This is a genomic window from Lactiplantibacillus sp. 3062 (assembly GCF_055413545.1).
In genome coordinates, this window is sequence record NZ_JBVAYE010000001.1 from 378,921 (window position 1) to 401,027 (window position 22,107).

General features: G+C 46.8%; 25 protein-coding genes and 1 riboswitch. Of the genes, 7 read left to right on the forward strand and 18 right to left on the reverse strand.

Annotated elements, in window-relative coordinates:
• Positions 1-54: 54 nt before the first annotated feature.
• The 3 genes from ACWQAU_RS01710 to ACWQAU_RS01720 form a co-directional block, all read right to left on the reverse strand.
• Positions 55-837 (reverse strand): alpha/beta fold hydrolase, encoded by a 783-nt coding sequence (locus ACWQAU_RS01710; RefSeq protein WP_027821589.1) that lies wholly within the window; start codon positions 835-837, stop codon positions 55-57.
• A 24-nt stretch (positions 838-861) separates the two neighbouring features.
• The gene (locus tag ACWQAU_RS01715; RefSeq protein ID WP_079111761.1) at positions 862-1,569 is read right to left on the reverse strand and encodes a hypothetical protein; all 708 of its coding nucleotides are present in this window, start codon (positions 1,567-1,569) and stop codon (positions 862-864) included.
• Positions 1,570-1,686: 117 nt separating this feature from the next.
• Positions 1,687-3,051 carry an amino acid permease gene (locus ACWQAU_RS01720; RefSeq protein ID WP_003641725.1) on the reverse strand — a complete coding sequence of 455 codons (1,365 nt, stop codon included), beginning with the start codon at positions 3,049-3,051 and terminating at the stop codon, positions 1,687-1,689.
• Positions 3,052-3,283: 232 nt separating this feature from the next.
• Between ACWQAU_RS01720 and ACWQAU_RS01725 the strand changes: the two genes are divergently transcribed.
• Positions 3,284-3,754, forward strand: a complete 471-nt coding sequence (locus ACWQAU_RS01725) for an NUDIX hydrolase (protein ID WP_003641724.1) — start codon at positions 3,284-3,286, stop codon at positions 3,752-3,754.
• Positions 3,755-3,869: 115 nt separating this feature from the next.
• On the opposite strand, the gene ACWQAU_RS01730 is transcribed toward ACWQAU_RS01725, so the two are convergent.
• The 6 genes from ACWQAU_RS01730 to thiM form a co-directional block, all read right to left on the reverse strand.
• A complete protein-coding gene (locus ACWQAU_RS01730; RefSeq protein ID WP_027821591.1) occupies positions 3,870-5,462 on the reverse strand; it encodes an HIRAN domain-containing protein in 1,593 nt (530 codons plus the stop codon).
• Between the two features lie 243 nt (positions 5,463-5,705).
• A complete protein-coding gene (locus tag ACWQAU_RS01735) occupies positions 5,706-6,446 on the reverse strand; it encodes a gamma-glutamyl-gamma-aminobutyrate hydrolase family protein (protein ID WP_003641722.1) in 741 nt (246 codons plus the stop codon).
• 81 nt (positions 6,447-6,527) lie between these two features.
• Positions 6,528-7,727, reverse strand: coding sequence for a putative hydroxymethylpyrimidine transporter CytX (cytX, locus tag ACWQAU_RS01740; protein WP_003641721.1), 1,200 nt, complete (start codon positions 7,725-7,727; stop codon positions 6,528-6,530).
• The gene (gene thiE / locus ACWQAU_RS01745; protein ID WP_003641720.1) at positions 7,727-8,380 is read right to left on the reverse strand and encodes a thiamine phosphate synthase; all 654 of its coding nucleotides are present in this window, start codon (positions 8,378-8,380) and stop codon (positions 7,727-7,729) included. The genes cytX and thiE overlap by 1 nt, the downstream gene beginning before the upstream one ends.
• Complete coding sequence (thiD, locus tag ACWQAU_RS01750; protein ID WP_003643660.1) at positions 8,370-9,194, reverse strand: bifunctional hydroxymethylpyrimidine kinase/phosphomethylpyrimidine kinase; 825 nt, start codon at positions 9,192-9,194, stop codon at positions 8,370-8,372. Before thiD ends, thiE begins: the two co-directional genes overlap by 11 nt.
• Before the next feature lie 25 nt (positions 9,195-9,219).
• A complete protein-coding gene (thiM, locus tag ACWQAU_RS01755) occupies positions 9,220-10,011 on the reverse strand; it encodes a hydroxyethylthiazole kinase (RefSeq protein ID WP_027821592.1) in 792 nt (263 codons plus the stop codon).
• A gap of 78 nt (positions 10,012-10,089) precedes the next feature.
• Positions 10,090-10,195: riboswitch (TPP riboswitch) on the reverse strand.
• A 171-nt stretch (positions 10,196-10,366) separates the two neighbouring features.
• Here thiM and ACWQAU_RS01760 point away from each other — a divergent pair.
• Positions 10,367-11,344 (forward strand): zinc-binding dehydrogenase, encoded by a 978-nt coding sequence (locus ACWQAU_RS01760; protein ID WP_003641717.1) that lies wholly within the window; start codon positions 10,367-10,369, stop codon positions 11,342-11,344.
• Positions 11,345-11,543: 199 nt separating this feature from the next.
• Here the strand turns inward: ACWQAU_RS01760 and larE are convergent, their stop codons facing one another.
• Genes larE through larA form a run of 6 tightly spaced genes read right to left on the reverse strand, consistent with a single transcriptional unit; the run spans position 11,544 to position 16,428 of the window.
• Positions 11,544-12,374: an ATP-dependent sacrificial sulfur transferase LarE gene (gene larE, locus ACWQAU_RS01765; RefSeq protein WP_003641716.1), complete on the reverse strand. Its 831-nt coding sequence runs from the start codon at positions 12,372-12,374 to the stop codon at positions 11,544-11,546.
• Positions 12,375-12,398: 24 nt separating this feature from the next.
• On the reverse strand, positions 12,399-13,115 hold the full coding sequence (gene larD, locus ACWQAU_RS01770) for a D/L-lactic acid transporter LarD (RefSeq protein ID WP_003643656.1): 717 nt from the start codon (positions 13,113-13,115) through the stop codon (positions 12,399-12,401).
• A gap of 4 nt (positions 13,116-13,119) precedes the next feature.
• Positions 13,120-13,551 carry a nickel pincer cofactor biosynthesis protein LarC2 gene (larC2, locus tag ACWQAU_RS01775; protein ID WP_003641714.1) on the reverse strand — a complete coding sequence of 144 codons (432 nt, stop codon included), beginning with the start codon at positions 13,549-13,551 and terminating at the stop codon, positions 13,120-13,122.
• Positions 13,552-13,589: 38 nt separating this feature from the next.
• Entirely contained in the window at positions 13,590-14,381 is a 792-nt protein-coding gene (gene larC / locus ACWQAU_RS01780; protein WP_003641713.1) for a nickel pincer cofactor biosynthesis protein LarC, read from the reverse strand.
• A gap of 30 nt (positions 14,382-14,411) precedes the next feature.
• On the reverse strand, positions 14,412-15,152 hold the full coding sequence (larB, locus tag ACWQAU_RS01785; protein ID WP_003641712.1) for a nickel pincer cofactor biosynthesis protein LarB: 741 nt from the start codon (positions 15,150-15,152) through the stop codon (positions 14,412-14,414).
• A 1-nt stretch (position 15,153) separates the two neighbouring features.
• The gene (gene larA / locus ACWQAU_RS01790) at positions 15,154-16,428 is read right to left on the reverse strand and encodes a nickel-dependent lactate racemase (RefSeq protein ID WP_003641711.1); all 1,275 of its coding nucleotides are present in this window, start codon (positions 16,426-16,428) and stop codon (positions 15,154-15,156) included.
• 252 nt (positions 16,429-16,680) lie between these two features.
• Between larA and ACWQAU_RS01795 the strand changes: the two genes are divergently transcribed.
• From ACWQAU_RS01795 to ACWQAU_RS01815, 5 genes are read left to right on the forward strand one after another with little or no spacing between them, the layout of a single operon-like run.
• Positions 16,681-17,346: a Crp/Fnr family transcriptional regulator gene (locus tag ACWQAU_RS01795; protein WP_003641710.1), complete on the forward strand. Its 666-nt coding sequence runs from the start codon at positions 16,681-16,683 to the stop codon at positions 17,344-17,346.
• 14 nt (positions 17,347-17,360) lie between these two features.
• Entirely contained in the window at positions 17,361-18,347 is a 987-nt protein-coding gene (gene cbiM, locus ACWQAU_RS01800) for a cobalt transporter CbiM (protein WP_003641709.1), read from the forward strand.
• The gene (locus tag ACWQAU_RS01805) at positions 18,322-19,143 is read left to right on the forward strand and encodes an energy-coupling factor transporter transmembrane component T (RefSeq protein ID WP_003641708.1); all 822 of its coding nucleotides are present in this window, start codon (positions 18,322-18,324) and stop codon (positions 19,141-19,143) included. Before cbiM ends, ACWQAU_RS01805 begins: the two co-directional genes overlap by 26 nt.
• A gap of 1 nt (position 19,144) precedes the next feature.
• A complete protein-coding gene (locus tag ACWQAU_RS01810) occupies positions 19,145-19,876 on the forward strand; it encodes an energy-coupling factor ABC transporter ATP-binding protein (RefSeq protein WP_027821593.1) in 732 nt (243 codons plus the stop codon).
• A gap of 20 nt (positions 19,877-19,896) precedes the next feature.
• Positions 19,897-20,130: a hypothetical protein gene (locus tag ACWQAU_RS01815; protein ID WP_003641706.1), complete on the forward strand. Its 234-nt coding sequence runs from the start codon at positions 19,897-19,899 to the stop codon at positions 20,128-20,130.
• A 67-nt stretch (positions 20,131-20,197) separates the two neighbouring features.
• On the opposite strand, the gene ACWQAU_RS01820 is transcribed toward ACWQAU_RS01815, so the two are convergent.
• The 3 genes from ACWQAU_RS01820 to ACWQAU_RS01830 all read right to left on the reverse strand — a co-directional run bounded on the left by ACWQAU_RS01820 (position 20,198) and on the right by ACWQAU_RS01830 (position 21,985).
• The gene (locus ACWQAU_RS01820) at positions 20,198-20,977 is read right to left on the reverse strand and encodes an aminoglycoside adenylyltransferase domain-containing protein (RefSeq protein ID WP_027821594.1); all 780 of its coding nucleotides are present in this window, start codon (positions 20,975-20,977) and stop codon (positions 20,198-20,200) included.
• A 28-nt stretch (positions 20,978-21,005) separates the two neighbouring features.
• On the reverse strand, positions 21,006-21,131 hold the full coding sequence (locus ACWQAU_RS01825; protein WP_003641704.1) for a hypothetical protein: 126 nt from the start codon (positions 21,129-21,131) through the stop codon (positions 21,006-21,008).
• A 104-nt stretch (positions 21,132-21,235) separates the two neighbouring features.
• Positions 21,236-21,985, reverse strand: coding sequence for a hypothetical protein (locus ACWQAU_RS01830; protein WP_027821595.1), 750 nt, complete (start codon positions 21,983-21,985; stop codon positions 21,236-21,238).
• Between the last annotated feature and the right edge of the window lie 122 nt (positions 21,986-22,107).

Here is a 22,107-nt window from a genome sequence, read left to right on the forward strand (position 1 = left end):
AATAACTATAATTTTAAAAATAATAATGCATCAAGGAAACTCACTGACCACGACCTAGCACGTCGCCAAAAATTCCAACAACGCCTTATTAAATGCCACCGACTGTTCCGCCATCACGATATGACCAGCTTCCGGAATGACAACACTCTGTCCTCGTAGTGCCATTTGAGCAGTCACTGCCGCAAAGTCGGGATTGAAGAACGGTGACTTGGCGCCCGCAATGATCAAGAACGGTACGGTCAATTGGCGGATCACATCCCGCCAATCCTGAACCGCGTGGTTAACCAACAATGGAAACATTAATTTCGCATCGAACGGTGCCTGCGCTTCTACTGCCTTGACGCGCGCATACGTCGCATCATCGATGTGCTTAAACGTCGAGTGTCCCAGCGGCATTCTAAAATAGTCCGGAATATCCTGCCATTGAACCTGTTTGAACCCATATTGCCAGTGCGGTGTATTGATCATCCGCGGCGTTTGATCCACGTCGATCAGGGCCTTAATTCCTGTATCACCATACAATGACACGTACGCAAACCAAGTCGCGGCTCCCATCGAATTACCGAGTAAAATTGGTTGTTTGAGTTGTAATTTTTCAATCAATTCATGCGCATCCACCGCGCGACGACTCATACGTAAGCCTTTCGCCGTGTGCTCGGATAAACCTTGGCACCGCCCATCTAAATTAATGACCCGGTAGCCCGCCTGAATCAGTACCGGGATTTGAGCGCGCCAAATATCCTTAGCGCCACCAAATCCCGTCAAAATAACGATTGGCTGCCCCTGGCCTTCATCCGTATAATCTAACTGAACGTGATCTGACGTGATAAAACGCATTTCACCATCCCCCTTTTTGACTATTCATTCAACATGGTCGTTAAAATCTTGTGGCGTTAGCTTCTTTAATTTTTCTAGCCATTGGCGCGTTTTGTCATCCAGCCCAGCTTTGGAAAGTGTATTCTGGGCAATTACTGTCAAATCAAGCAACTGAGCAACCTTTTCCCAATCAATCCCCGTCGCTGTTTGAATACTGGTTTGTAGCTGTCGTACTTGCTCAGTCGTTATTTGGCCCAATTGTCGTGAATCACCAGTTAATGCTAATAGGGCATTGATTGCTAATTGCTCTGATAGGCAGGCCTGCCACGTCGCTGGGGACAGTGCCTCAGTTAACGTAATCCGCTCACTTAACGGCACAGCTGGCACTTCCTTGTTCAGAAAAGCCGTCCAGCGCGCCATTTCCTGGTCAACTAAGGCATACCCCTGCCACGGTAACTGCCGATTAAAGGTCTGTAACGTTTGCTTCGTCAATGCCACTACTGACCACGTTGTCTGACCATTGTCGCTCAATTCTGCTTGCCCTGCGGCTAACCACTGTGCCATAAAACGTTGCATCATCTGTCGCATCGCCGGCCGCTGTTTTGCCGCTTGCGTCAGGTGGTAACGCACTTGCAAAAATTCGCTAACCATTTCTGGCATAATCGCCCGCTTCTCCTGGGCCTGACGTCGTTGCTTTAATTGTCGTAACCGTTTCTGTTTACTGACTTTTGCATAATGTCCTTGCTTGACCATCGTGCCACCACTTTTCCTGATATTGATATTGATATTGATATTGATATTGATACCTAATTTTAACGCAATAAAAGCCCAAAATAAAAGCACTTACCATTTACTGGCAAGTGCTCTTAATTACAACGTTTCTTCCTTGTTACCGGCGTATTTACGGAAATAAATCAATGTCATGATGACCAGAAATACAACACCGACTAAAATTGAGTAGCGCGTTTCCGGATTAATAAACATGAAGACCAGTGTTAACGCGAGGAAGGCCAACGTTAAATAATTTGAATAGGGTGATAATGGCATTTTAAAAGGATGGTTCGCCATCTTGGCTGCGTTTTGCTTACGGAACGCAATTTGACTCACTAGAATAACAAACCACGGTACCATACCGGGCAAGACACTCGAACTGTAAACCATCACGAAAATCTCGCTAGCGTCCTTGAAAAACATTGGTAATACAACATTCAAGACGACTCCAATTAGAATCCCGGTCGCAATCGCAATAACGGAATAAAATGGTACTCCATGACGATTTAATAAAGTCATCTTCCTTGGTAACTGGTGACTTTCCGCCAACGTGTAAGTCATTCGACTCGCACTATAAATTCCAGAATTTGTTCCCGATAAGGAAGCCGTAATAACCACGAAGTTGATAATCGAAGCCGCAGCGGTAATCCCAATTTTGGCAAATGTCTGTACAAACGGTGAACCGATCTGGCTTAACTTATCCCAGGGGTAAATGCTGACAATTACGAAGATGGCCCCCACGTAAAAGATTAAAATCCGGGCAACCGTTGAACGAATCGCTTTAACGATCGTGCTTTGTGGATTTTCAGCTTCACCAGCTGTGACTCCAATCAATTCAATCCCTTGATACGACGCCAACACAATTGCTAGTGCGAAGACAAAGCCCTTCACCCCACCAGTGAAGAAACCACCATGGGTCCACAGGTTACTGATTCCAATTGGATGACCGCCGTTACCAATACCAAAAATAATCAGACCTAAACCGGCAATAATCATCAGAATAATCGTCACCACTTTAATAAGTGAGAACCAGGTTTCCAGCGTCCCAAACATTTTAACCGAGATAAGGTTGGCCGCGCATAAGAATACAATGGCAATTAGGCCCGGAATCCAATCTGGCAAGTTCGGCCACCAATACCGGCAGTAGCCGCCTAGTGCAATCATCTCACTCATCCCAACAACGACGAACTGAAAAATGTTGCTCCAAGCCGTCAAGTATCCAAAAACGGGGTGAATATATTCAGAAGCAAACTTGGCAAACGAACCGGTATTCGGATCGACATACAGCATCTCACCTAGTGCCCGCATAATCAGGTATAGAAAGGCCCCTGATACGATGTACGCAATTAGCACTGACGGCCCGGTCCACTTGATCGTTGAGCTGGATCCCATAAATAGGCCCACTCCGATCGTGCCGCCCAGTGCAATCATTTGCATCTGGCCTGTACTTAATTTTCTCTGCATAAATTACTCTCTTTTCATAAAATCAAAGAACTCACACTATCACGGCTGACAGTATATAGCTTTTATCTTAGCTAAAAAAGTGCACCGACGCAAACGGATTTAGTGACACATAGTCAGTATGTACTTGCTCTAACGCGGTTCGAGCATGCTTCGTATAAATTTATCAACAAACAGCTTTCAGTCAGAATTATCGGTATAATAAGGGTAATTAAACTAGAAACGAGGTTTCATCATGGCAAATTACATTAAAGAAATTCGGGCTTTGGTTGGTCACAAACCAATCATTTTGAATACGGCCGCTGGTATTTTAGTCAACGATCAGCAACAAGTCTTGCTGAACCTTCGTACCGATACGCATAACTGGAGTTTACCCGGTGGCTATCTAGAATACGGTGAGACGTATGCCACGGCCTGCGTGCGGGAATATAAGGAAGATAGTGGCATTGATGTCGAAGTTGTTGATCGCATCGGCATCTTTGATAAAGGCGAGACGGCCTATCCTAACGGCGATGTAGCTCAAACAATCAGTGCACTCTTTCTTGTAAAACCCATTGGCGGCCACGTTCTGACCCAAGCCACTGATGAAACACTCAAACTCGACTACTTTGACTTCGACAACTTGCCGCCATTGTTAAATCAACAAAATGCAGATATGATTCACGCCGCCCAGGAATATTTACAGACCCATTCGGCAACCAAATAACCTAACCAAAAATCCCACTGAGTTTAAAGCCTCAGCGGGATTTTTTATCGAATTCAATCTGGCTTGTATCACGAATACTTATAAGTCGTAAACAAATTAATTTTTGACTGTTCGTTCAAAAATCGTCATTCCACCCATGTAAAAATATGCGTAACCAATCCGGACTTTCCGTCTCCGGTGTTGTCTGGGGATGCTCCGGATCGGCAATAATCGCGATACGAGCAATTGCCGTCAGCGGCACCTGTTGGATTTCAAATGTTTCGTAATTGTAAAGCGCTAAGCAACCCACTAATTGCGCATCATCCTCATCCTTAGTCGTGGTGCTAAATAATTGAATCGGATAAATAACCTGGTCGACCATCCCTACAGTCGGCTGGTAGTAGTGCATGGTCGTCAACTCATGATACGTGACTGCATGAATCAACGCCTGTAACAAGGTCTCGTTGACACCTTCCGTACTACCCGCAACTAGCTGAACATGACGCTGATAATTCGCCAGCGCATGATACGTCTGATCACCTAACGTCTGCCGCAATTTTTCTACCGTTATCGCTGTCACACTTGGTTCTAAGCGTTGACCACCCTGATAATTTGGTAATGCGGAGACTAACAAGGCTGCCAACTCTTGCTGCGTAAACGTCGCGTTGGTGCGACTAGGTGTTACTGGATGGTAAGGAACTAGCGGTTGTGAGGAGAAGTGCAATGCTAATTTCAGTGCTGGTTGTACGCGCGGATCACCAAACGGCGCCCAGCTGACCATGAAGCCGGCCTGCATATGTGCACTAACCTGGCCAACTCGGTAAATAACCGCGGGTTGCGCAGCATCATCGACCAAGTTATCATTCAGCCCCGTCTTGGTTTGAGCACTGATAACAACCACATAAAAGCTACTAGCGTTCGTTAAGACCGCTGCTGAAATGTGTTCATTTTGCCACCGCTGAACCACGTCGGCCTTCGCCGTCACTTGACAAGTAATGAGGCTGTCCGGCGGCACTTGTGACCAATCAGGCGTTAATAGATAACGTTTGGTGACGTGTAATTCATCAGCGGGCGTCAACCATGGCGATAACGGAACCTGCTGATACTTAATCGGGTGACCATTGCACATCATGACAATTGTTCCTAACGGTGTCTGTAACGAATGCGTTGGCACCGCCCCTAAATTTGTCCTCGGCTTAGCCAATCGTTGGCGGATTTGCAACGCCTCAATCGGACTTGGGACTGCAGTAGTCCGCCATAGCATCAATTCAAGATGCTGTTTTTGTTGATCTAATACCGTCACGATGCCGTACAATCGTTGTCCCTGATCCATCAGTGCCGCGTACGGCTGATTCTGATACCGGGCAATGTAGCCTAACTTAGCATGTTGCAACGTCCACACTGAGATGGCATTATCATCGTATTGATTGCCACTTTCTCGCTGGAGCAACACCGCCATACCCACTCTGAGCGTCGTTAACGTTGCCACAATATCATCGACATACCGTTCGCCAACGACCGTGACTGTATCCAATGCGACGGCTGCATCGCCTGTTGAATTTTGTTCAGTTACTTGAACAACTGTGGTCACTGGAATTATTTCAATGTCAGCTGTTTCTGGTTCGTGGGCGCGAACTAACAGTTCTTGCCCCTGATTAATCACAGCGATAACCCGATAGGTCTGCTTCTTCAACGTCATTACGCTCATGCCAGCTTCAATTCGTTCCATAGCGGTCACCCCCTTAACAATAACTTTATTCCATTATACGAAAGCGTTGCCAGTATTAACAGCTTTACGAATTGTTTTACACGTCAGCTTACAATATCTTGGATTAGTTATCTAGTTGCCAACACCATTTCAGATGTTTCACGCGAAACATTCATTAGTTTTGCGGCTGCACATTAAAAACGTGGTTATCCTACAATTCAGAATAACCACGCCCAATTTTATCAATTTGCTAGTCAATGCTATCTACGCCACACAAGCCCGCATAAACGCCGCAAACAACCGCGCCTGCACGGAGTTTACTTGTTGCATCATTTCTGGATGCCACTGGACACCCAACTGTAGACCACCAGCTGTCGCCTCAATTGCTTCAACAACCTGATCCGCACTTTGGGCCACCACCTGAAAGCCCGTTGCCACTTGTTTCACGGCCTGATGATGAAATGAATTGACCGTGATTGCGTCACTAGTGGTGCCTAAATATTCAGCCAAGGTCGTACCTGGTACGACCTTCACGTGATGCATGCCGTAAGCGGCCAATTGTCCTTGCATATGTTTTAAGGTACCCTGACCAGCTGGTAGTTCACTCATATCCTGATAAAGATTGCCACCATAGCACACGTTTAAGATTTGTAAGCCCCGACAGATACCGAGCACCGGTTTACCAACGGCGTGGGTGGCACGAATCAGCGCAATTTCATACTGATCCCGTTCCGGATCTACCCCACCCAATTTAGGCTGGGGTTCCTCCCCATACGTCAATGGGGCCACATCTGCACCACCACAAAGTAGTAGACCATCGATCATTCCAACGTATCGTTCAATCGTCGTTGCGTCGGTCGTTACCGGTAATACCAATGGCACACCGCCATTATCCGTTACTGATTTCAAATAATCACGATTCACATAATCACGGACCCGCCCCGGGAACATCTGGCTGTTCACTGTCACAACGCCTGGTGCGATTCCAATTATCGGTTTAACCATTCTGTCGCCCTCTCTCAAAAAAATCCCACGGTAACATGCGTATTACCAATGGGATTATCATTTACTTTTTACATCTAATTGTCAATGACTAAGCTCGCGATATTCGAGCTCGGTTGGTTTGACGATAATTCCCGTCAACCAGACGGCGATGCTCAGCCCAACCAATACTAATAGCGTCGTGCCACCAATGAAATCAATGGCCTGTAACTGATAATAGGCGACAATCCCCACAACCCACCAGCAAAAGTTCAACCAGTATGGTAACGTAGCGTGCCGCACAAAGTACGTGACGAAGATAATAGCATATAGCGGTGTGAAGACCGAACCAATCAAATACAGGAAGTTCTGATAATACGTCATGGCAACCGTCAGCGCAATCAATAGCCCAACTACCGTCACACCAACGGCTAATCGATTAACATAGCGGCTATCGGTCAGATTAGCCAAACTCGTGGCGGCCGAATAAGTATCTAAAAATGTCGTCGTCACCGTTGAGAAAACAATAATCAGCAATGCAACCAATCCTAAACCGGACCGCGTCAGCAATGCCGTGATATCAGTTTGCCCTGTCCGTAACACAACTAATAGCCCCGTCACAAACATCACTAAACTGCCTAACATATAGCCACCCGCGCTGACTAGTGCGACTGGTAAAGGACGATCAACACGCTGGGTATAATCACCAATTAGTGGCAACCATGAGAGTGCCATCGTAACGTTCAATTCCACTGCTTGCCCAAACGTCATACTAGTCGTTGATACCGACTGACTAGTTGTCGGTGCCATAAATACCATTACGAGCATTAACACCGTCCCGAGCACCAACAAGCCCACAACGGCATTGTTGATTTTGAACAGTAACTGACTACCCATGAGCAACCACGCAATAATCAAAATCGCCACGATGGTTGCCATTAATAGCGGACTTCGAAAGCCAAATAGCTTTCCACTAATACTGTTCATGGCTAACTGAGCATTGACGATCATCACCGCCGTCCAGCCAACGAGTTGCAAGGCGTTGAGTCCTGACGCTAGTAACACCCCGCCGCGACCAAAAGCCAGTTGGGCTGACGCTAACGCGGACTGGTGTAATTTAGCCCCCAAATAGCCGGCTGGAACCAAGAACAGGCCACAGCCGATCAAGTGCCCCAATACAATCGCAGCCAATCCGCGTGTCAGCCCCAGTGGTGCCATCAGCGTACCTGTTAAGATTTCGGCAATTGAGATAGCCGCACCGAGCCACAGTAAAAATTGGCTCCGAAAAATCCCGTCATGTTTCATCAGTGACCCTCCGTAGCCGTTAGCATCGCCTTGACCGTGGCAGCCATATCGGGACTACGCGTTAACATTGAGATCACCGCAGCGCCAGCCGCACCAGTAGCCGCAATAGCTGGCAATTGCGCGACAGTAATTCCGCCAATGGCGACAACGGGACAGGTTGCAGTCACGACTAATTGTCGCAAGCCCGTCAGACCGACTACTGGATCCGCATCGGCCTTAGATGTCGTTGGAAAGATGGGACCACTACCAAGATAGGCAATGCCTTCCAATTGGTTAGCAATCTGCACTTCAGCTAAGGTTGAACAAGACAAACCGACAAACATTTGATTAGCGACCCGTTGAATAACTTGTGTCACCCGGTCGTCCTTTTGACCAACGTGAATCCCATCTGCTTGCAGTGCGAGTGCCAGCTCGACATCATCATCGACGATAAAGGGAACATGCGCTTGCGCACAGCGTTCCCGCAGCTGCTGCCCCAATGCAAAACGCTCAGCCGTAGTCAACTGGCTATTGCCTTTATCTCGGTATTGAAATGCCGTGATGCCTGCATCCAAGGCCGTTTGGACGACCACATTCAGATCCTGTCCCGGCACGTCTTGTGTCCCGCACACAAAATAAGCACGTAATTGTGTGGGTTCAAATTTAAGCGTCATGAACGATCACCTGCTCACTTGGGGTTGCCCAATGATTCAACGGGCCATGACCATGCCCGACCTGGATACCATCCTGAATCGTCCCAGCAACGTACGCCTTAGCCGTTTTAATGGCCGCAGCCATTGACCGTCCTTTTGCTAATTCGGCGGTAATACATGCCGATAGAGTATCTCCCGTGCCGTGGGTCCGCACCGTATCAATCCGTGGAGCCGAAAGCCAAAAGGCGGTCCCGTCAGCCAACAATACGAAGTCATTAGCTAAATCAGGATTATCACCATGCCCACCTTTAATAATGACATTGTCAGCACCTAACCCCTGTAGCGCATGTCCAGCTGTAACCATCGCTTGATTACTAGTGATTGCCTGACCGGTTAATCGTTCTGCTTCCGGTAAATTCGGTGTCACAACAGTCGCTAACGGGATCAGTTCGTCGCGAACCGTTTTAATCGCATCCGCGGCTAATAACGCCGCCCCGCCTTTCGCAATCATGACTGGATCAACTGTCAGCGGCCCAAAATCAACTCGTTTCAAGTTCTCAACGACGGCATGGACATGTTCAGCATCTGCAAGCATCCCCGTTTTACAAGCGCGAATGTCTAAGTCAGCTGCTAACGAAGCAAATTGTTCGTCAATGAGCTTCGTCGGCATTGCCATAAAATCTTGGACCCCCAATGTATTTTGAGCTGTCACGGCAACGACTACCGCGGTACCAAAAACGTGACGTGCCTGCATCGTTTTTAAATCGGCCATGACACCGGCACCGCCACCACTGTCCGTACCAGCAATCGTTGCCACTTGTGGAAATTCATTCATTAAATCTCGCGACCCTTCATTATATTTAATCAACTTTAGCAATTGTTTGAATTTCTGACACTGTCACTAAGCTCAGCCGGTCAATCAAATCAATGGCAAATGTGGCGGGACGATCGGCCGTCAGCTGACTGGCGACAAGTTCCCCCGCTCCCGCTAAGACTAAGCAAGCCATTTGCGCCGCCTGGTAAATATCGGTTGGACTAACGGCTGTAAAAGCCGCGACGATACTAGAAAGTAAATCGCCCGAGCCCACGTGACGTTGGAAAAGCGGGGTACCATTAGCGACTTTAACAACGCGCCGACCATCCGTAATAACATCAGTAGATCCCGACAATATGACACAGCATTGAAATTGCTGTGCACAAGCTTGAGCAATTTCAACCAGGTCGCCCTGACCGCTCCCCGCATCAATGCCTTTCGCTTGCCAATCCATGCCAGCCAATGCCGCAATTTCACCAGCATTGCCCCGAATAACATCGACTTGAAAATCAGATAGTAATGCTAGCGCGACTTCTTTTCGATAAGGGACCGCCCCGACGGCCACCGGATCAAGAACGACTGGCTTATGATACTGATTAGCAAGCTTACCAACCACTCGCATTTGATCAATCTGGGTGGTGGTCAAGGTTCCTAAATTAATGCAAACTGCCCCGGCAATTTGGACCATCGTCTCTGCTTCTTGGACTTCAGCTGACATAATTGGCGAGGCCCCTAACGCGTTTAGCCCATTGGCAACGTCTTGAACCGTAACAAAATTGGCAATGTTAAAAACAATCGGATTGTGATCCCGTAAAGTATTCAATAATTGTAATTCCATAGCAATTCTCCTCCTCATTGACCGTCACACCAATCAAAAACGACCACCAATCAACATGCATTGATCCAGTGGCCGCTAACATTAGCTGTGACACTTTCCTACGCAAGTTTGAGCTTACAGGTTCAGAGGGATCGGCACTTACAGCACCATCTCAGCCCATTTTTGGACACCCCTAGTGTTTAAAAATATTCAATTACTAACCTTAGTCTAACGATTGTAACCGCTAACGTCAATCTTTCCGTTAGCCGAATCACCCTCATTGCTACTTAATTAATTAGGCATTAAAGTTTAAATTCACCGCCGCGACCGGTTATAATAAAAAGCAAATATGCCTTTAAGAAAAGAGTGATTGAAGATGCAAGCACTTGTTGTGCCAGATCCATCCGCTCAAACTATGAAACAGCTTCAATGGCAAGAACGGCCCATGCCCAACCTCGGGCCAACTGAGGTGTTGATCAAGACCCAAGCAGTCGGGCTCAATCCGGTAGATTTTAAATTAGTTACGGCGGGTAACGCCGCCTGGCAATATCCACACACACTAGGACTAGACACAGCTGGAATCGTGGAAGCGGTTGGCGCTGAGGTCACTAATTTTCGGCCTGGCGAACGAGTTTGTGGGCACGCTAATCTCGCCAATAATGGGACGTTTGCCGAATACGTGAGTTTACCAGCAGCCGTGCTAGCTAAGATTCCAACGACTGTGAGCTTTGAAGCAGCCGCCGCTAGTCTCTGCGCTGGATTGACGGCTTATCAGGCCCTCCTGCGCAAAGCCAATTTAAATGCCGCGCAAACTGTGCTGATCCATGCAGGTGCGGGCGGTGTAGGCAGTATGGCTATTCAACTCGCTAAGGCTGCTGGCAAGACCGTCTTCACGACCGTTTCACAGGCCAAGCAAGCCTTCGTGGCACCGCTGCATCCCGATGCCCAAATCGATTACCATCATGAAGATGTGACCACATGCATTCAAGACCTAACGCAGCAGCACGGTGTTGATCTGATCATTAATACCATTGGTCATGCTGATGCGGACTTACCGCGCTTAGCTTACAATGGCCAGCTTGTCTGTGTATTAGCAACTCCGGACCACTTTCCAAGTAATCAAGTTGTAACTATCAGTAAATTGGACCTCGGTGGTGCCCACCGTAGCGGTAACCCAGCGCAAGTTGCCGATCTTGGGCAAATGACCGCCGCCTTATTAGCTTTGGTCCAAACTGGCAAGGTCGACCCACTAATTACTCAGGTCTTGCACCGTGACCAACTTGTAAGTGGTTTACAACAACTCCAAGCTGGTCAAGTCGTTGGTAAACTCGTCGTGACTTTTGACGCCTGTTGATCTAAAAATGAAGATACGAAAAACGCAGCTCAAGGGCGGCCTTGAACTGCGCTTTTTGGGGTGTCAGGCGATAATCGCAACATGTGCGTATCGGCTGGGGTTACGATTATCATCGGGTGGGCGAATGAACCATGATCACCGCCGTTCAGCCGCCCATCTCCGATTAATCCCGACACCACTATCATTAATTTGATTAGGCCTAGGCGAAAGTGGCCAATTGTGCCTTGGTCAACGTATCATTCATCCGACCACTACGGAAGCCACCTAAATCAAGGGTAACGTAGCGGAATCCAAGTGATTGTAATTGACGGTTAACGCGGTCGTTAAAGACTAAGAAATCACCAATTCGTGCTTCTGGTAATTCGATCCGCGCAATATCATTGTGGAAACGAACCCGGACCGTTGGAAAACCTAAACTACGCAAATATTTTTCGGCGGCCATTACTTGAGCAATATTGTCATGTGTCAACGTCGTCCCGTATGGGAACCGTGAAGATACAGAGCATGACGCCACTTTATTCCAGTTCGTCAAACCGAGTTCTTGTGCCAAGGCCCGAACGTCAGTCTTGAAGAAATCAGCTTCTTGTAACAAGCTCCGGGCCCCCGCTTCACTACGGGCCTTCAAACCAGGACGATAATCATTTTCATCATTCTTGATCATACCGTCTAAGACAGCGGCACTACCGTTATTAGCCGCAATGTCATTCAACCGGCTGTAGAACATCTTCTTCGCATAGTACCAGCTATCAGGCGTGTTGTTCTTGATGTGGTCATCGCTCAAGTAGTCTAGCGTAGTTCCTTGAACGTTAGCACCTAGTTCTTCGGCTAAACTCATCGCTTTATCGAATTCTTCATCCGTAAATAATTCAGAGTTCGCAACCACAGCGGTCACATTGTCACGGCCTAAAACATCGAGGGCCATCTTCAAAACTAAGGTACTGTCGATCCCACCAGAAAAGGCCACGGTGACCCGTTGTAAATCCTTTAATGCTGCTACTAACGTTGCTTTTTTTGTTGCTAATGTTGCCATAATAAAACCCTTCTTCTATTTAATTTAATTAATTCCAAAAAAGCCATGCATAAACCAAGCGGCAATTGCTGCCCCGACAAAGGGCGCAATTCCTGGCACAATGATACCGTATTGCCAATCACTATCGGCTTTATTGGCAATTGGTAAGATGGCGTGGGCAATCCGGGGCCCCATATCTCGAGCTAAGTTCATTGCGAACCCAGTTGGACCACCAAGTCCCATCCCAATGGCCCATACAAGTAGGCCAACGCCAATTGGCACGATTCCCGGCGTTTTAATCTCAGAAATCGCTAAAATACCCGAAATAAAAATAAATGTATCAAATAATTCCACAAAGAAATTCCGCGGTAAGTTACGAACGGCTGGTGCCGTACAGAATAAGTTCCGAATTGTAATGGGTGAAATCTCATCTGTTGAGGCTTTAAAATGATCAGCATACATGATCCAAACGATCACTGAGCCCACGACCCCACCAAGCACTTCCGCAACGGAATACGGAATAAATAAAGACCATGCGATATTTCCTAATAGACACTGCGCCAAAACCATTGCCGGGTTAATGCAAACATTGCCAAAAATGAATAAGGCAACGCTAATCCCAAAACCCCAAGTTGTAATGGCAAAAATATGACCGGAACCCCGATACTTGGTTCCCTTTAATACGGAACTACAATGAACACCCACCCCAAAAATAATCATTAGGGCTGTGCCCATAAATTCAGCAATCAACTGATGTACCAAAAAATTACGCCTCCTCATCTAATTGATCTACCGCCACTAAGGCTGCCTGGTAGACCGTTCTAAACGGAATATGAAATTGCTGCGCCAGCTGGGCACAATCCGCATATTCCGGCATCTTCTTCTCAATATCTTGATATGTCGCCACTTTAACTTGAACGTCACCGTACGGCGTTGCGACCGTCAGGAAGTGCCGTTGCATAATAGTACGTTGCCACGTCTGGTAACGTACACCAATCGTCGTCGTTTCTTGTAAAATCAACTTAGTCAGTAAGTCCTTATCGTTAACGTTTCCCAAAACCGTTAACTTTGTCGCCGGCCGATCTTTCTTCATCTGAATGGGCGTGAAAAACACATCGTATGCGCCCGCCGTTAATAACTGGTTCATCACGTACCCCAGTCCTTCACCCGTCTGATCATCCAGATTAGCTTCAATCATTAAGACAGCATCAGCCGTCCGGTTAACGATTTGCTGACTTAGTTTTTTTTTTCGAATAATACGGCTCGCAGTGCATTGAAACCACCCGTGTCCCGTTTACCAAACCCATAACCAACTCTAGTTGGCACGGCATTTTCCGGTAACGGTCCGAATTCACGTACGAGCGTCTTGACCAAGCCCATCCCAGTGGGGGTAATCAATTCAGTATGCACATCCAACCGTTGTTGAATCGGAATGGCACTACCAACTCGCATCTGCATCACGGCTGGTACGGGAACTGGCATCTGACCATGGGCAACGTTAATAAAACCACTACCATCACTTAACGGTGAAGCCATGATGGTATCAATCTGCATCAATTCCAACCCAATACAGCAGCCCACAATATCAACAATCGAATCCAACGCGCCCACTTCATGGAAATGAACTTCAGCTAGTGGCATGTGATGAACCGCTGCTTCCGCTTGCGCAATTTCCATAAAGATCGCTTTCGCGTGGTGTTTCACGGTATCTGATAAGTCACTGCCGTCAATTAACGCCTCAATATCAGCTAAATGACGCGCTTCATGATCATGATGATGCCCAGCTTCATGCTGATGATGGTGATGTTCCACAAAACCATGGTCCTTACCACCCGCAACCTGAACATCAAAGCTCGTGCCATAGATGCTACTCTGGGCTTCCCGTTGCTGCGTTAATTCATAACCGTGCACGTGTAACTTAGCCAATTCGGTTTTTAATTGCTCAAAATCAAGTCCTAAATCGAGTAACGCGCCCAGAAACATATCACCGCTAATCCCCGAAAAAGCGTCTAAATAAAGTGTTTGCATTTATCTTCTCCTTGTTCAGTTAACTGAATCTTACATTTGATTGATCATACTAGCTGAGTAGGCGGCACCAAAGCCGTTATCAATGTTGACAACGGTAATCCCCGACGCACAGCTATTGAGCATGGTCAATAGCGCGGTCATACCTTGAAAACTAGTACCATAACCAACGCTGGTCGGCACTGCAATCACGGGCTTATCAACTAGTCCACCAACGACACTGGCCAGCGCACCTTCCATGCCCGCAATCACAATGACCACCCGGGCACCACGAATCACATCCAACTTGGCAAACAGTCGGTGGATTCCCGCAACACCCACGTCATAGACTCGTTCAACACGATTGCCAAAAGTTTCCGCGGTTACTGCTGCTTCTTCAGCAACCGGTTGATCGGAGGTCCCCGCCGTCACCACAGCAATGTACCCTGGTGTTTTCGGTGCGGGTTGTTCCCCGACCGTCATACACTGCGCAGTGGCATGATAGACAGCCGTTGGTAACGCTGGTTGGAGTGCCGCGAATTTTTCTGCGGATAACCGGGTCGTTAAAATCGGCAACGTCTGTTGGGACAAGGCTTGCACGATACCCACAATTTGGGTTGCCGTCTTACCAGCACCGTAGATGACCTCAGGAAAGCCATTGCGGCGTTGACGATCTAAATCGACATTGGCAAAACCTAATGCCGCTGTTTTGCCCGCTTCTAACTGTTGGGCAGCCGCCGTCGGACTTAATTGCCCTGCCGCCACTTGTTGTAATATTTCTGCTGTGGTTGCCATACTACTTCACAATAACGCCTAAACCATCAGGAATAACCGTCACTTTAGCGGCTTGACCCTCGCGCGCATAGGCCTTTTCCATGGCTTCATCTAACGTCTTGGCCAGTTCCATATGCATATTCGTAATCAAATCAGGATCAACGAGGTCTGACACAAAAATCACGTGATGATGAACTAAGATTCGAGCAAAGATTTGGGCCGTCCATTGGTCAGGAATAGTTTTAAGCCGTGGCGTGTTGATTGCTTGGTCCAGGAATTCCTTAGGATCATCAACGTCAGCTAAGTTGTGATAAAACCCTTCACCACCGTGACCATCACGAGCACCGGCAACCATAATAATCGTGCCGCCTTCTTTGTTTGTTGCTTCAGCAGCGGTCATTCCTTTAACGGCCTGATAAATATTTTGATCAAGCGGATAACCACCATTCGTCGAAATCGCAATGTCACAATCAATGGCTGGTACACTAGAAAGTTCTTTGACAAAGTCACAGCCCACTTTATGGGCGGCTTCCATGTCACCGGCAAATGACCCAATGATTTTTTTATCTTCGTCTAAAACAACATTGATAATAAAGGCAAGTTTAGCGGTCCGAGCAGCGTACACCATATCCTTATGAATCGGATTATGCATTAAATTACCGGTCCGGGCCTTCGGTGAGTTAATAAATTCGCCGGAATGGTTCGCCATAATCGTCTTGTATGAAGCAATCCCAGGTAAAACGGACTTCCGACCACCTGAAAAACCAGCAAAGAAATGTGATTCGATAAAGCCTTCGGAGATTAGCAAATCTGCTTCAGCAGCGACCTTATTAATAATGCAATCGCCGCCAGATGGTAATTGGCCAATCTTGACCATACTACTGTCATCGGTTGAGACATGCATCACGATTTCTTCGTTATTGACGATGTCTTCACCATACTTATTCACCAATTCTTCGTGGGTTGATGGCCGATGGAAACCAGTAGCTACGAGGATCCGAATCCGTGCATCGGGCGCCACTGACCGTAACCGCCGCAATAGGATCGGGGTGATAATATGTGAAGGAACTGGGCGCGTGTGATCGGAACTAATAATCACAATATTGTGCTTCCCACGAGCAAGTTCCTCCAGCTTATCGGAGCCGATTGGATTATCCAGCGACTTCTCGACCGTTTCCTGTTCTGATAATTTGTTATGATATGTTGCAGCTTGCGACACTAACTTACCGGCGTAATTTTCATCATCAATCTGAGCCGTAATTGTGCGCTTGTCATATGGTAAATCAATTGCAACCATGACTTTTAGCCATCCTCTTTCTCTAAAAACTAATTTTTACATGCACGTTTTGTTATACTAGAAGACGGATAACTTGTCCGTTACATTTTAAGTTTTCAAAAATAGTTAACAAATGTATACTTTAAATGCGATTGTCACAATCATGAAAACCGCTATGCTTAAGTAGCGTTATCGTCGTGATTACTGTTGAGAATCGCTATTTTTACTGACCTCAACCTTAAAAATTATTCACGAAAGAACTGAAAAACTAAGATGGTATTAACTGATATTGAATATTTACTAAGTTATTTGGAAGCCCATCACGTGCCGACAATCAAAAAAAAGCGGCATACTTACCTGACCTATCATGGTTTAGCCGAACACTATACGTACGTCTTAAAGGACGGCATCATCAAAAACAGCATTATTTTACAAGACGGTCGCGAATATAATTTATCTTATATTGCCAAGCCCGACGTGATCTCCCTGCTGCGTGATGAAGTTTCTCGTTCTACGGATCAACCGTTTAACGTCCGTATTGAGTCCGAATACGCCACTTTTTATCAGGTCAACCGGGTCGCTTTTTGGAAGTACGTCAACAGCACGCCTGAACTGCAAAACTACGTTAAAAATTATTACCGTAAAAAGTTGTCCGAAAACATTCTTCGACTGCAACGGATGGTCATGAACGGTAAAAAAGGGGCCATTTGTGCCTTTATCTATAGTCTTGTTGATTTGTTCGGACGAAAAGTTAACGAAGGGATTCTGATTGACTTTGTGGTCACCAATGACGACATTGCCGGTTTCTGTGGTATCAGCTCCCGGAGCAGTGTCAACCGGATGCTCAAGGAATTACGAACAGACGGCGTCATTACGGTCAAAAATCACAAATTTATTATTCAAGATGTTAGTTACCTCTTAGATCAAATTGCAAATTAGTGAGGTGCTCATCCGTGCATATTCCGGATAATTATTTAAGTCCCGCAACTTGCGGAACGTTGGTCACCGCGATGGCTCCCGTCTGGACCGTCGCCGTTTTAAAAGTTAAAGTTCAAATCAAAAAACATCATGAAACCCTGCCAATGCTCGGCATCGCCGCTTCATTGGCTTTTTTAATTATGATGTTCAACTTGCCGATTCCAGGTGGGACCACGGCTCACGCTGTCGGGGGAACCCTGTTAGCTGTCTTGATTGGCCCATGGGCGGCGTGTCTTGCGCTGACCGTGACGTTACTACTACAAGCCTTATTATTCGGTGATGGCGGTATCCTAGCCTTTGGCGCTAACGCGTTGAATATGGCGGTCATTATGCCGTTTGTCGGCTACGCCTGCTATCGCCTAGGTCAAAAATGGCACCATGAAAAGTTGGGGCTCGCAATTGGTGCTTACTTAGGCATTAATATGGCGGCGCTAGTTGCTGGTATCGAGCTCGGGTTACAACCCATACTGGCTCATACGGCAAGTGGTGCGCCGCTCTACTGCCCATACGGCCTCAACATTACGATACCCGCAATGTTGACGGCTCACTTATTAGTCGCCGGCTGGGTCGAAGTCGTCTTCACACTGCTTGTCTTTCAATTTGTAAAACGAGTCGCACCGACTAACCTCTATCAGACACCCACTCGGCGCAATCAGCGGCCGTGGATCGCACTGCTACTCGGATTAGCGGTGTTATCACCATTAGGCTTGTTGGCTAGCAATACGGCTTGGGGCGAATGGAGCCCCCAAGAATTACAGCAACGGCTAGCGCAACAACATATCAGTACTCACGCGCCTCAAGGAATGGTCCACGGGTTCCATTTTCAGGCCCTGTTCAGTGATTACGCCATCGCGGGCTTACCGGTCAGTGTGGGTTATATTTTATCGGCCATTACCGCTGTTTTGATTTTCTTACTTTTGATTCGAGGTCTTCAACATGAAACCGACACGTCCCAACACTGATATTCCAGCTTGGCTGCAAACTACGACCACCACGCCAACACCTGCTATTAAAGCGAAATTTTGGCAACGTAATCAGCGTCACCTACGCCAATTACTCAGTCGACTAGCACAGCCAGCGCCAGTCACGGCAACGTCTCATTGGCGCGTTGCACCGCAATTCAAATTAATTCAGCTCCTGTTGCTCGTCATTTTAATTGCTTTAAGTAATAATCTCATTCTGTTATGGGGCCTAGCACTATTAGTTGGGTGCCAATTATTATGGTTACCTCCACGCCAACTGCGCCGTTTTATGGGAAGCTGGCTAATCAGTGTTGGGATGGCCATGCTGTTCGTATTACCGAGCTACTGGTTAGCCGGTCCCACCACGTTATTATTCTTTGGCCTTAAAACCAGTCTAATGCTGGCAAACGCTCAATATTACCGTCTAACCACGCCGTTTCAAGATTTATTGGCTGGCTTGAAGGCACTCCATTGCCCTGATCTATTAATTATGACTTTGGCCATTGCCATCACGTACTTACGAATGCTCGGCCAACATCTATTGCTGACGATGGAAGCACTAGAATTGCGGACGGTCGCCCCAACGGCTCATCCATACCGTTTAATCGGCGCATTATTTGGTAATTTATATCTTAAAAGTTACACTTATGCGCTAGAACTATACGCTGCCATGGAAGCACGCGGGTTCAATGGTCATTACGCGCGCTCAACCGGGCGTCGTACCCATTGGCGCGATTATCTTGCCCTGAGCCCAGCGATTATTGTCTGGATATTATTTATTTTTTGGAGGCATTAACGTGGTATTGATTAAATTGGTGAATATTTGCTATGATTATCCTGATACGTGTGGCTTGAAGGACCTCAGCTTAACGGTCAACTCAGGCGACTTTGTCTGTCTAATGGGGCCCAATGGATCTGGTAAATCGACCCTTTTACGACTATTGAGTGGATTAGCTAGTCCAACTAGTGGCACTTATCAGTTTCACGATCAGCCGATTACGACCACTTATCTCGCTGATGCCCAAAATCGACAACAACTTCATCAGCAAATCGGCATGGTCTTTCAAAATACTGATGTTCAACTATTCAACACGTCGGTCACTGAGGAAGTCGCTTTCGGTCCCCGACAACTCGGTTTATCAGCAGCCATGGTTGCGCAACGCGTCGCCGACTGCTTACAATTAACGGACTGTGCTAACTTAGCAGACCGGGTCCCTTACCAACTTTCAGGTGGTGAAAAGAAGCGCGTGGCACTAGCCAGCGTTCTCGCCTTGAACCCTGAAATTTTATTGTTAGATGAACCGCTGAACGGCTTAACAATTGCCGCTCAGCAGCAAATGCTAACCCTACTGCAACGGCTACAAGCTGCCGGCAAAACTATCATCATGGCAAGCCATAACTACCAGCAAGTCCAAGCCGTTGGTGAACGTTTCATTATTTTTAACAGTACCCACCAAGTCGACGCTGACCTAACGCGCGCTGATCTTGATCAGCAACCCGCTCGGCAAGCGCAATTGATGACTTTATAATTAAGAGGAGTTGAGAAGAGATGCTTAATCCAAATACTGAGATCCATCGTGGTTGGAACCGGCGCGTTGTGACCGGTAAGACTTTAGCTGAATGTGATGAACGTTTAGTGAAGTATTTAAACGACCAAGATTATGGTTCTGGTGAATTCGTTGTTTTACACGAAAATGACGGTAGCAACGAAAACACTGGCTATGATTTACCTGATGGCGATAACTGCTACATTAGTTTCTTGATTTATAACAGCCGACTTTAAGTTGGTGGTGACAAAAATGCTTACTGGTGGATGATCGCCAGTAAGCATTTTTTGTTAAACTCACAAACTATTCTGATTTTAAGCCCAACTCGGCTAACATGATTCGTGCAAACGCCACTAAGTTTGGACGTGACCATCGTATAACCTGTTCGTCCTGTTGACCAGCATAGGCTGCTAACGCCTGCCTGATCAACGGATACCACTGTGTTGGCAGCTGTTGTAACCCCCATTCACCCCCGGCCTGCTTAGAAATAATTAACTGATCTTGCTGGTAAGCGCGAACTCGACAAAGGTTTAATACCGTATACATTGGTAACTGAACGATCGCCGTTTCAGCATTCGCGATATCAGACTTGATACTGTCCCAGTAGGCCACCGCAGGAATGGGGCCAAAGACCGTTGTAATGGCTGGTCCAAGCAAGACTTGTCCCGCTGCTTGGAGAATTGTTAAGTGGGCAGTAAGATCAGGATCAGTACCGTGCATCGTCTTTAGGTAGGCCAGCGGTGCCTGTTGATAATGCTCATAATGGTATTTTGAAAAATGAAAATCGAATGGGCAAGGATGCGCAAAATGCTGAGTTGCACTCAGTAACAGCACGTGAAACTCCAATCCCTTGTGTGGCGCTAATGGCCACAATTGCGTTATGGTAGCTGTCATTAACTGCCGTTTTTCAGCTAATGTTAACGGACGCCGAGCAACGATCAGATAGTCTAAATCGCTCACCTGTTCGTTATATGAGCCTAAAACATAGGATCCATGCAGGTAAATACCAACAAGGTTTGTTTTTAAAATTGCGGTGGTCGTTTGTTGAATGGCTTGTAATAACCGTGGTGTCGATGTCATCATCAAACCACTCCCCCTCTAAGTCTTGAGCTTAGCGATAGCCACGAAGATGCTTAATCAACCACGCTTCGTCGAAAAGTTTTTCCCAATCACGTTCGATAGAAATATTGCCAGTTTGTTTGATAAATGAGCGATGCTGATAAGTTTCTAATAACATATTTTCTCCCGTGAAGATGTGTTACGGTTCGTGCGTATCATATCATACAACGCACTAAAGAAAATAACGGACTGCCAAGTGCCAGTTGTTTCACGTGAAACATCCTACTTCAAATAAACACGAGTCAGCGCTTCGCACAATTTTTCATTACACTCTTGAGCGTTATGAATGGTCTGCAAAACTTGCTGCTCGTCACCTTGTGGTTGTGTTAACACCACCCACACGTCAACGTTCGCTTGATGAACATCATCACTCAAATGTGTCGGCAAAGCCGTTGAACTTTGCGGTGTGGGTAGATTAATTTGTTGTAACGTTAAACCAAGTTGATCAATTGCCTTAATTAGCGCCGCCACTGGTGCTTGCATTGGTTCTGCCAACGTCTCACTTAACTGTCGAAAGCCACCGCTATCTCCTAGTGCCCAGTTGCCACTAAAGCCAACCGCGTCGATAGGGTCATCCGTCCGACGATAAGTCACATATCGAACCGGCATCGGTCCCTGAGCCAAAAGTCCGGGCATCGCTTCCAAGTTCGCATTGATCTCAGCTAAAGGTAATTCCCGGAAATCATGGCCGACTAGTTCGTAACGACCACCAACCAATTGATAATCAACTAGTCCCATCGCCTTAATCAGGCCAGCTTGCACTTTGAAACCATCGTAACCAACTTTTAACGCATCGAACACATCAATCGCTTGCGCGTCGGTTCGAAAACCAAAGTTTGGCCCCGCCCCTTCTGGATAAACGAGATTACATTGATACTGAAACGACATGCCGATTACACCTAAGTCTTGATTGGCCCGCTTCGCTTCATCACTAAATTCACCGAAATAACCGGCTACAACTCTAAAGCTCATGTTTAGCCCTCCTTAATCTTGTCACCGCAATATTGAACCCGTTTACATTATTGATGTCATTATAATTTTTATTCGCGCATAATGAAAGTAATTAATGCTTGCAGCCGTTATTAAAAACCACG

Bases quoted from the DNA above. Each gene is read 5' to 3' on its own strand.
- ACWQAU_RS01710 (WP_027821589.1), bottom strand. From the start codon at position 837: ATGCGTTTTATCACGTCAGATCACGTTCAGTTAGATTATACGGATGAA.
- ACWQAU_RS01715 (WP_079111761.1), bottom strand. From the start codon at position 1,569: ATGGTCAAGCAAGGACATTATGCAAAAGTCAGTAAACAGAAACGGTTA.
- ACWQAU_RS01720 (WP_003641725.1), bottom strand. From the start codon at position 3,051: ATGCAGAGAAAATTAAGTACAGGCCAGATGCAAATGATTGCACTGGGC.
- ACWQAU_RS01725 (WP_003641724.1), top strand. From the start codon at position 3,284: ATGGCAAATTACATTAAAGAAATTCGGGCTTTGGTTGGTCACAAACCA.
- ACWQAU_RS01730 (WP_027821591.1), bottom strand. From the start codon at position 5,462: ATGGAACGAATTGAAGCTGGCATGAGCGTAATGACGTTGAAGAAGCAG.
- ACWQAU_RS01735 (WP_003641722.1), bottom strand. From the start codon at position 6,446: ATGGTTAAACCGATAATTGGAATCGCACCAGGCGTTGTGACAGTGAAC.
- cytX (WP_003641721.1), bottom strand. From the start codon at position 7,727: ATGAAACATGACGGGATTTTTCGGAGCCAATTTTTACTGTGGCTCGGT.
- thiE (WP_003641720.1), bottom strand. From the start codon at position 8,380: ATGACGCTTAAATTTGAACCCACACAATTACGTGCTTATTTTGTGTGC.
- thiD (WP_003643660.1), bottom strand. From the start codon at position 9,194: ATGAATGAATTTCCACAAGTGGCAACGATTGCTGGTACGGACAGTGGT.
- thiM (WP_027821592.1), bottom strand. From the start codon at position 10,011: ATGGAATTACAATTATTGAATACTTTACGGGATCACAATCCGATTGTT.
- ACWQAU_RS01760 (WP_003641717.1), top strand. From the start codon at position 10,367: ATGCAAGCACTTGTTGTGCCAGATCCATCCGCTCAAACTATGAAACAG.
- larE (WP_003641716.1), bottom strand. From the start codon at position 12,374: ATGGCAACATTAGCAACAAAAAAAGCAACGTTAGTAGCAGCATTAAAG.
- larC2 (WP_003641714.1), bottom strand. From the start codon at position 13,551: ATGATTGAAGCTAATCTGGATGATCAGACGGGTGAAGGACTGGGGTAC.
- larC (WP_003641713.1), bottom strand. From the start codon at position 14,381: ATGCAAACACTTTATTTAGACGCTTTTTCGGGGATTAGCGGTGATATG.
- larB (WP_003641712.1), bottom strand. From the start codon at position 15,152: ATGGCAACCACAGCAGAAATATTACAACAAGTGGCGGCAGGGCAATTA.
- larA (WP_003641711.1), bottom strand. From the start codon at position 16,428: ATGGTTGCAATTGATTTACCATATGACAAGCGCACAATTACGGCTCAG.
- ACWQAU_RS01795 (WP_003641710.1), top strand. From the start codon at position 16,681: ATGGTATTAACTGATATTGAATATTTACTAAGTTATTTGGAAGCCCAT.
- ACWQAU_RS01805 (WP_003641708.1), top strand. From the start codon at position 18,322: ATGAAACCGACACGTCCCAACACTGATATTCCAGCTTGGCTGCAAACT.
- ACWQAU_RS01815 (WP_003641706.1), top strand. From the start codon at position 19,897: ATGCTTAATCCAAATACTGAGATCCATCGTGGTTGGAACCGGCGCGTT.
- ACWQAU_RS01820 (WP_027821594.1), bottom strand. From the start codon at position 20,977: ATGATGACATCGACACCACGGTTATTACAAGCCATTCAACAAACGACC.
- ACWQAU_RS01825 (WP_003641704.1), bottom strand. From the start codon at position 21,131: ATGTTATTAGAAACTTATCAGCATCGCTCATTTATCAAACAAACTGGC.
- ACWQAU_RS01830 (WP_027821595.1), bottom strand. From the start codon at position 21,985: ATGAGCTTTAGAGTTGTAGCCGGTTATTTCGGTGAATTTAGTGATGAA.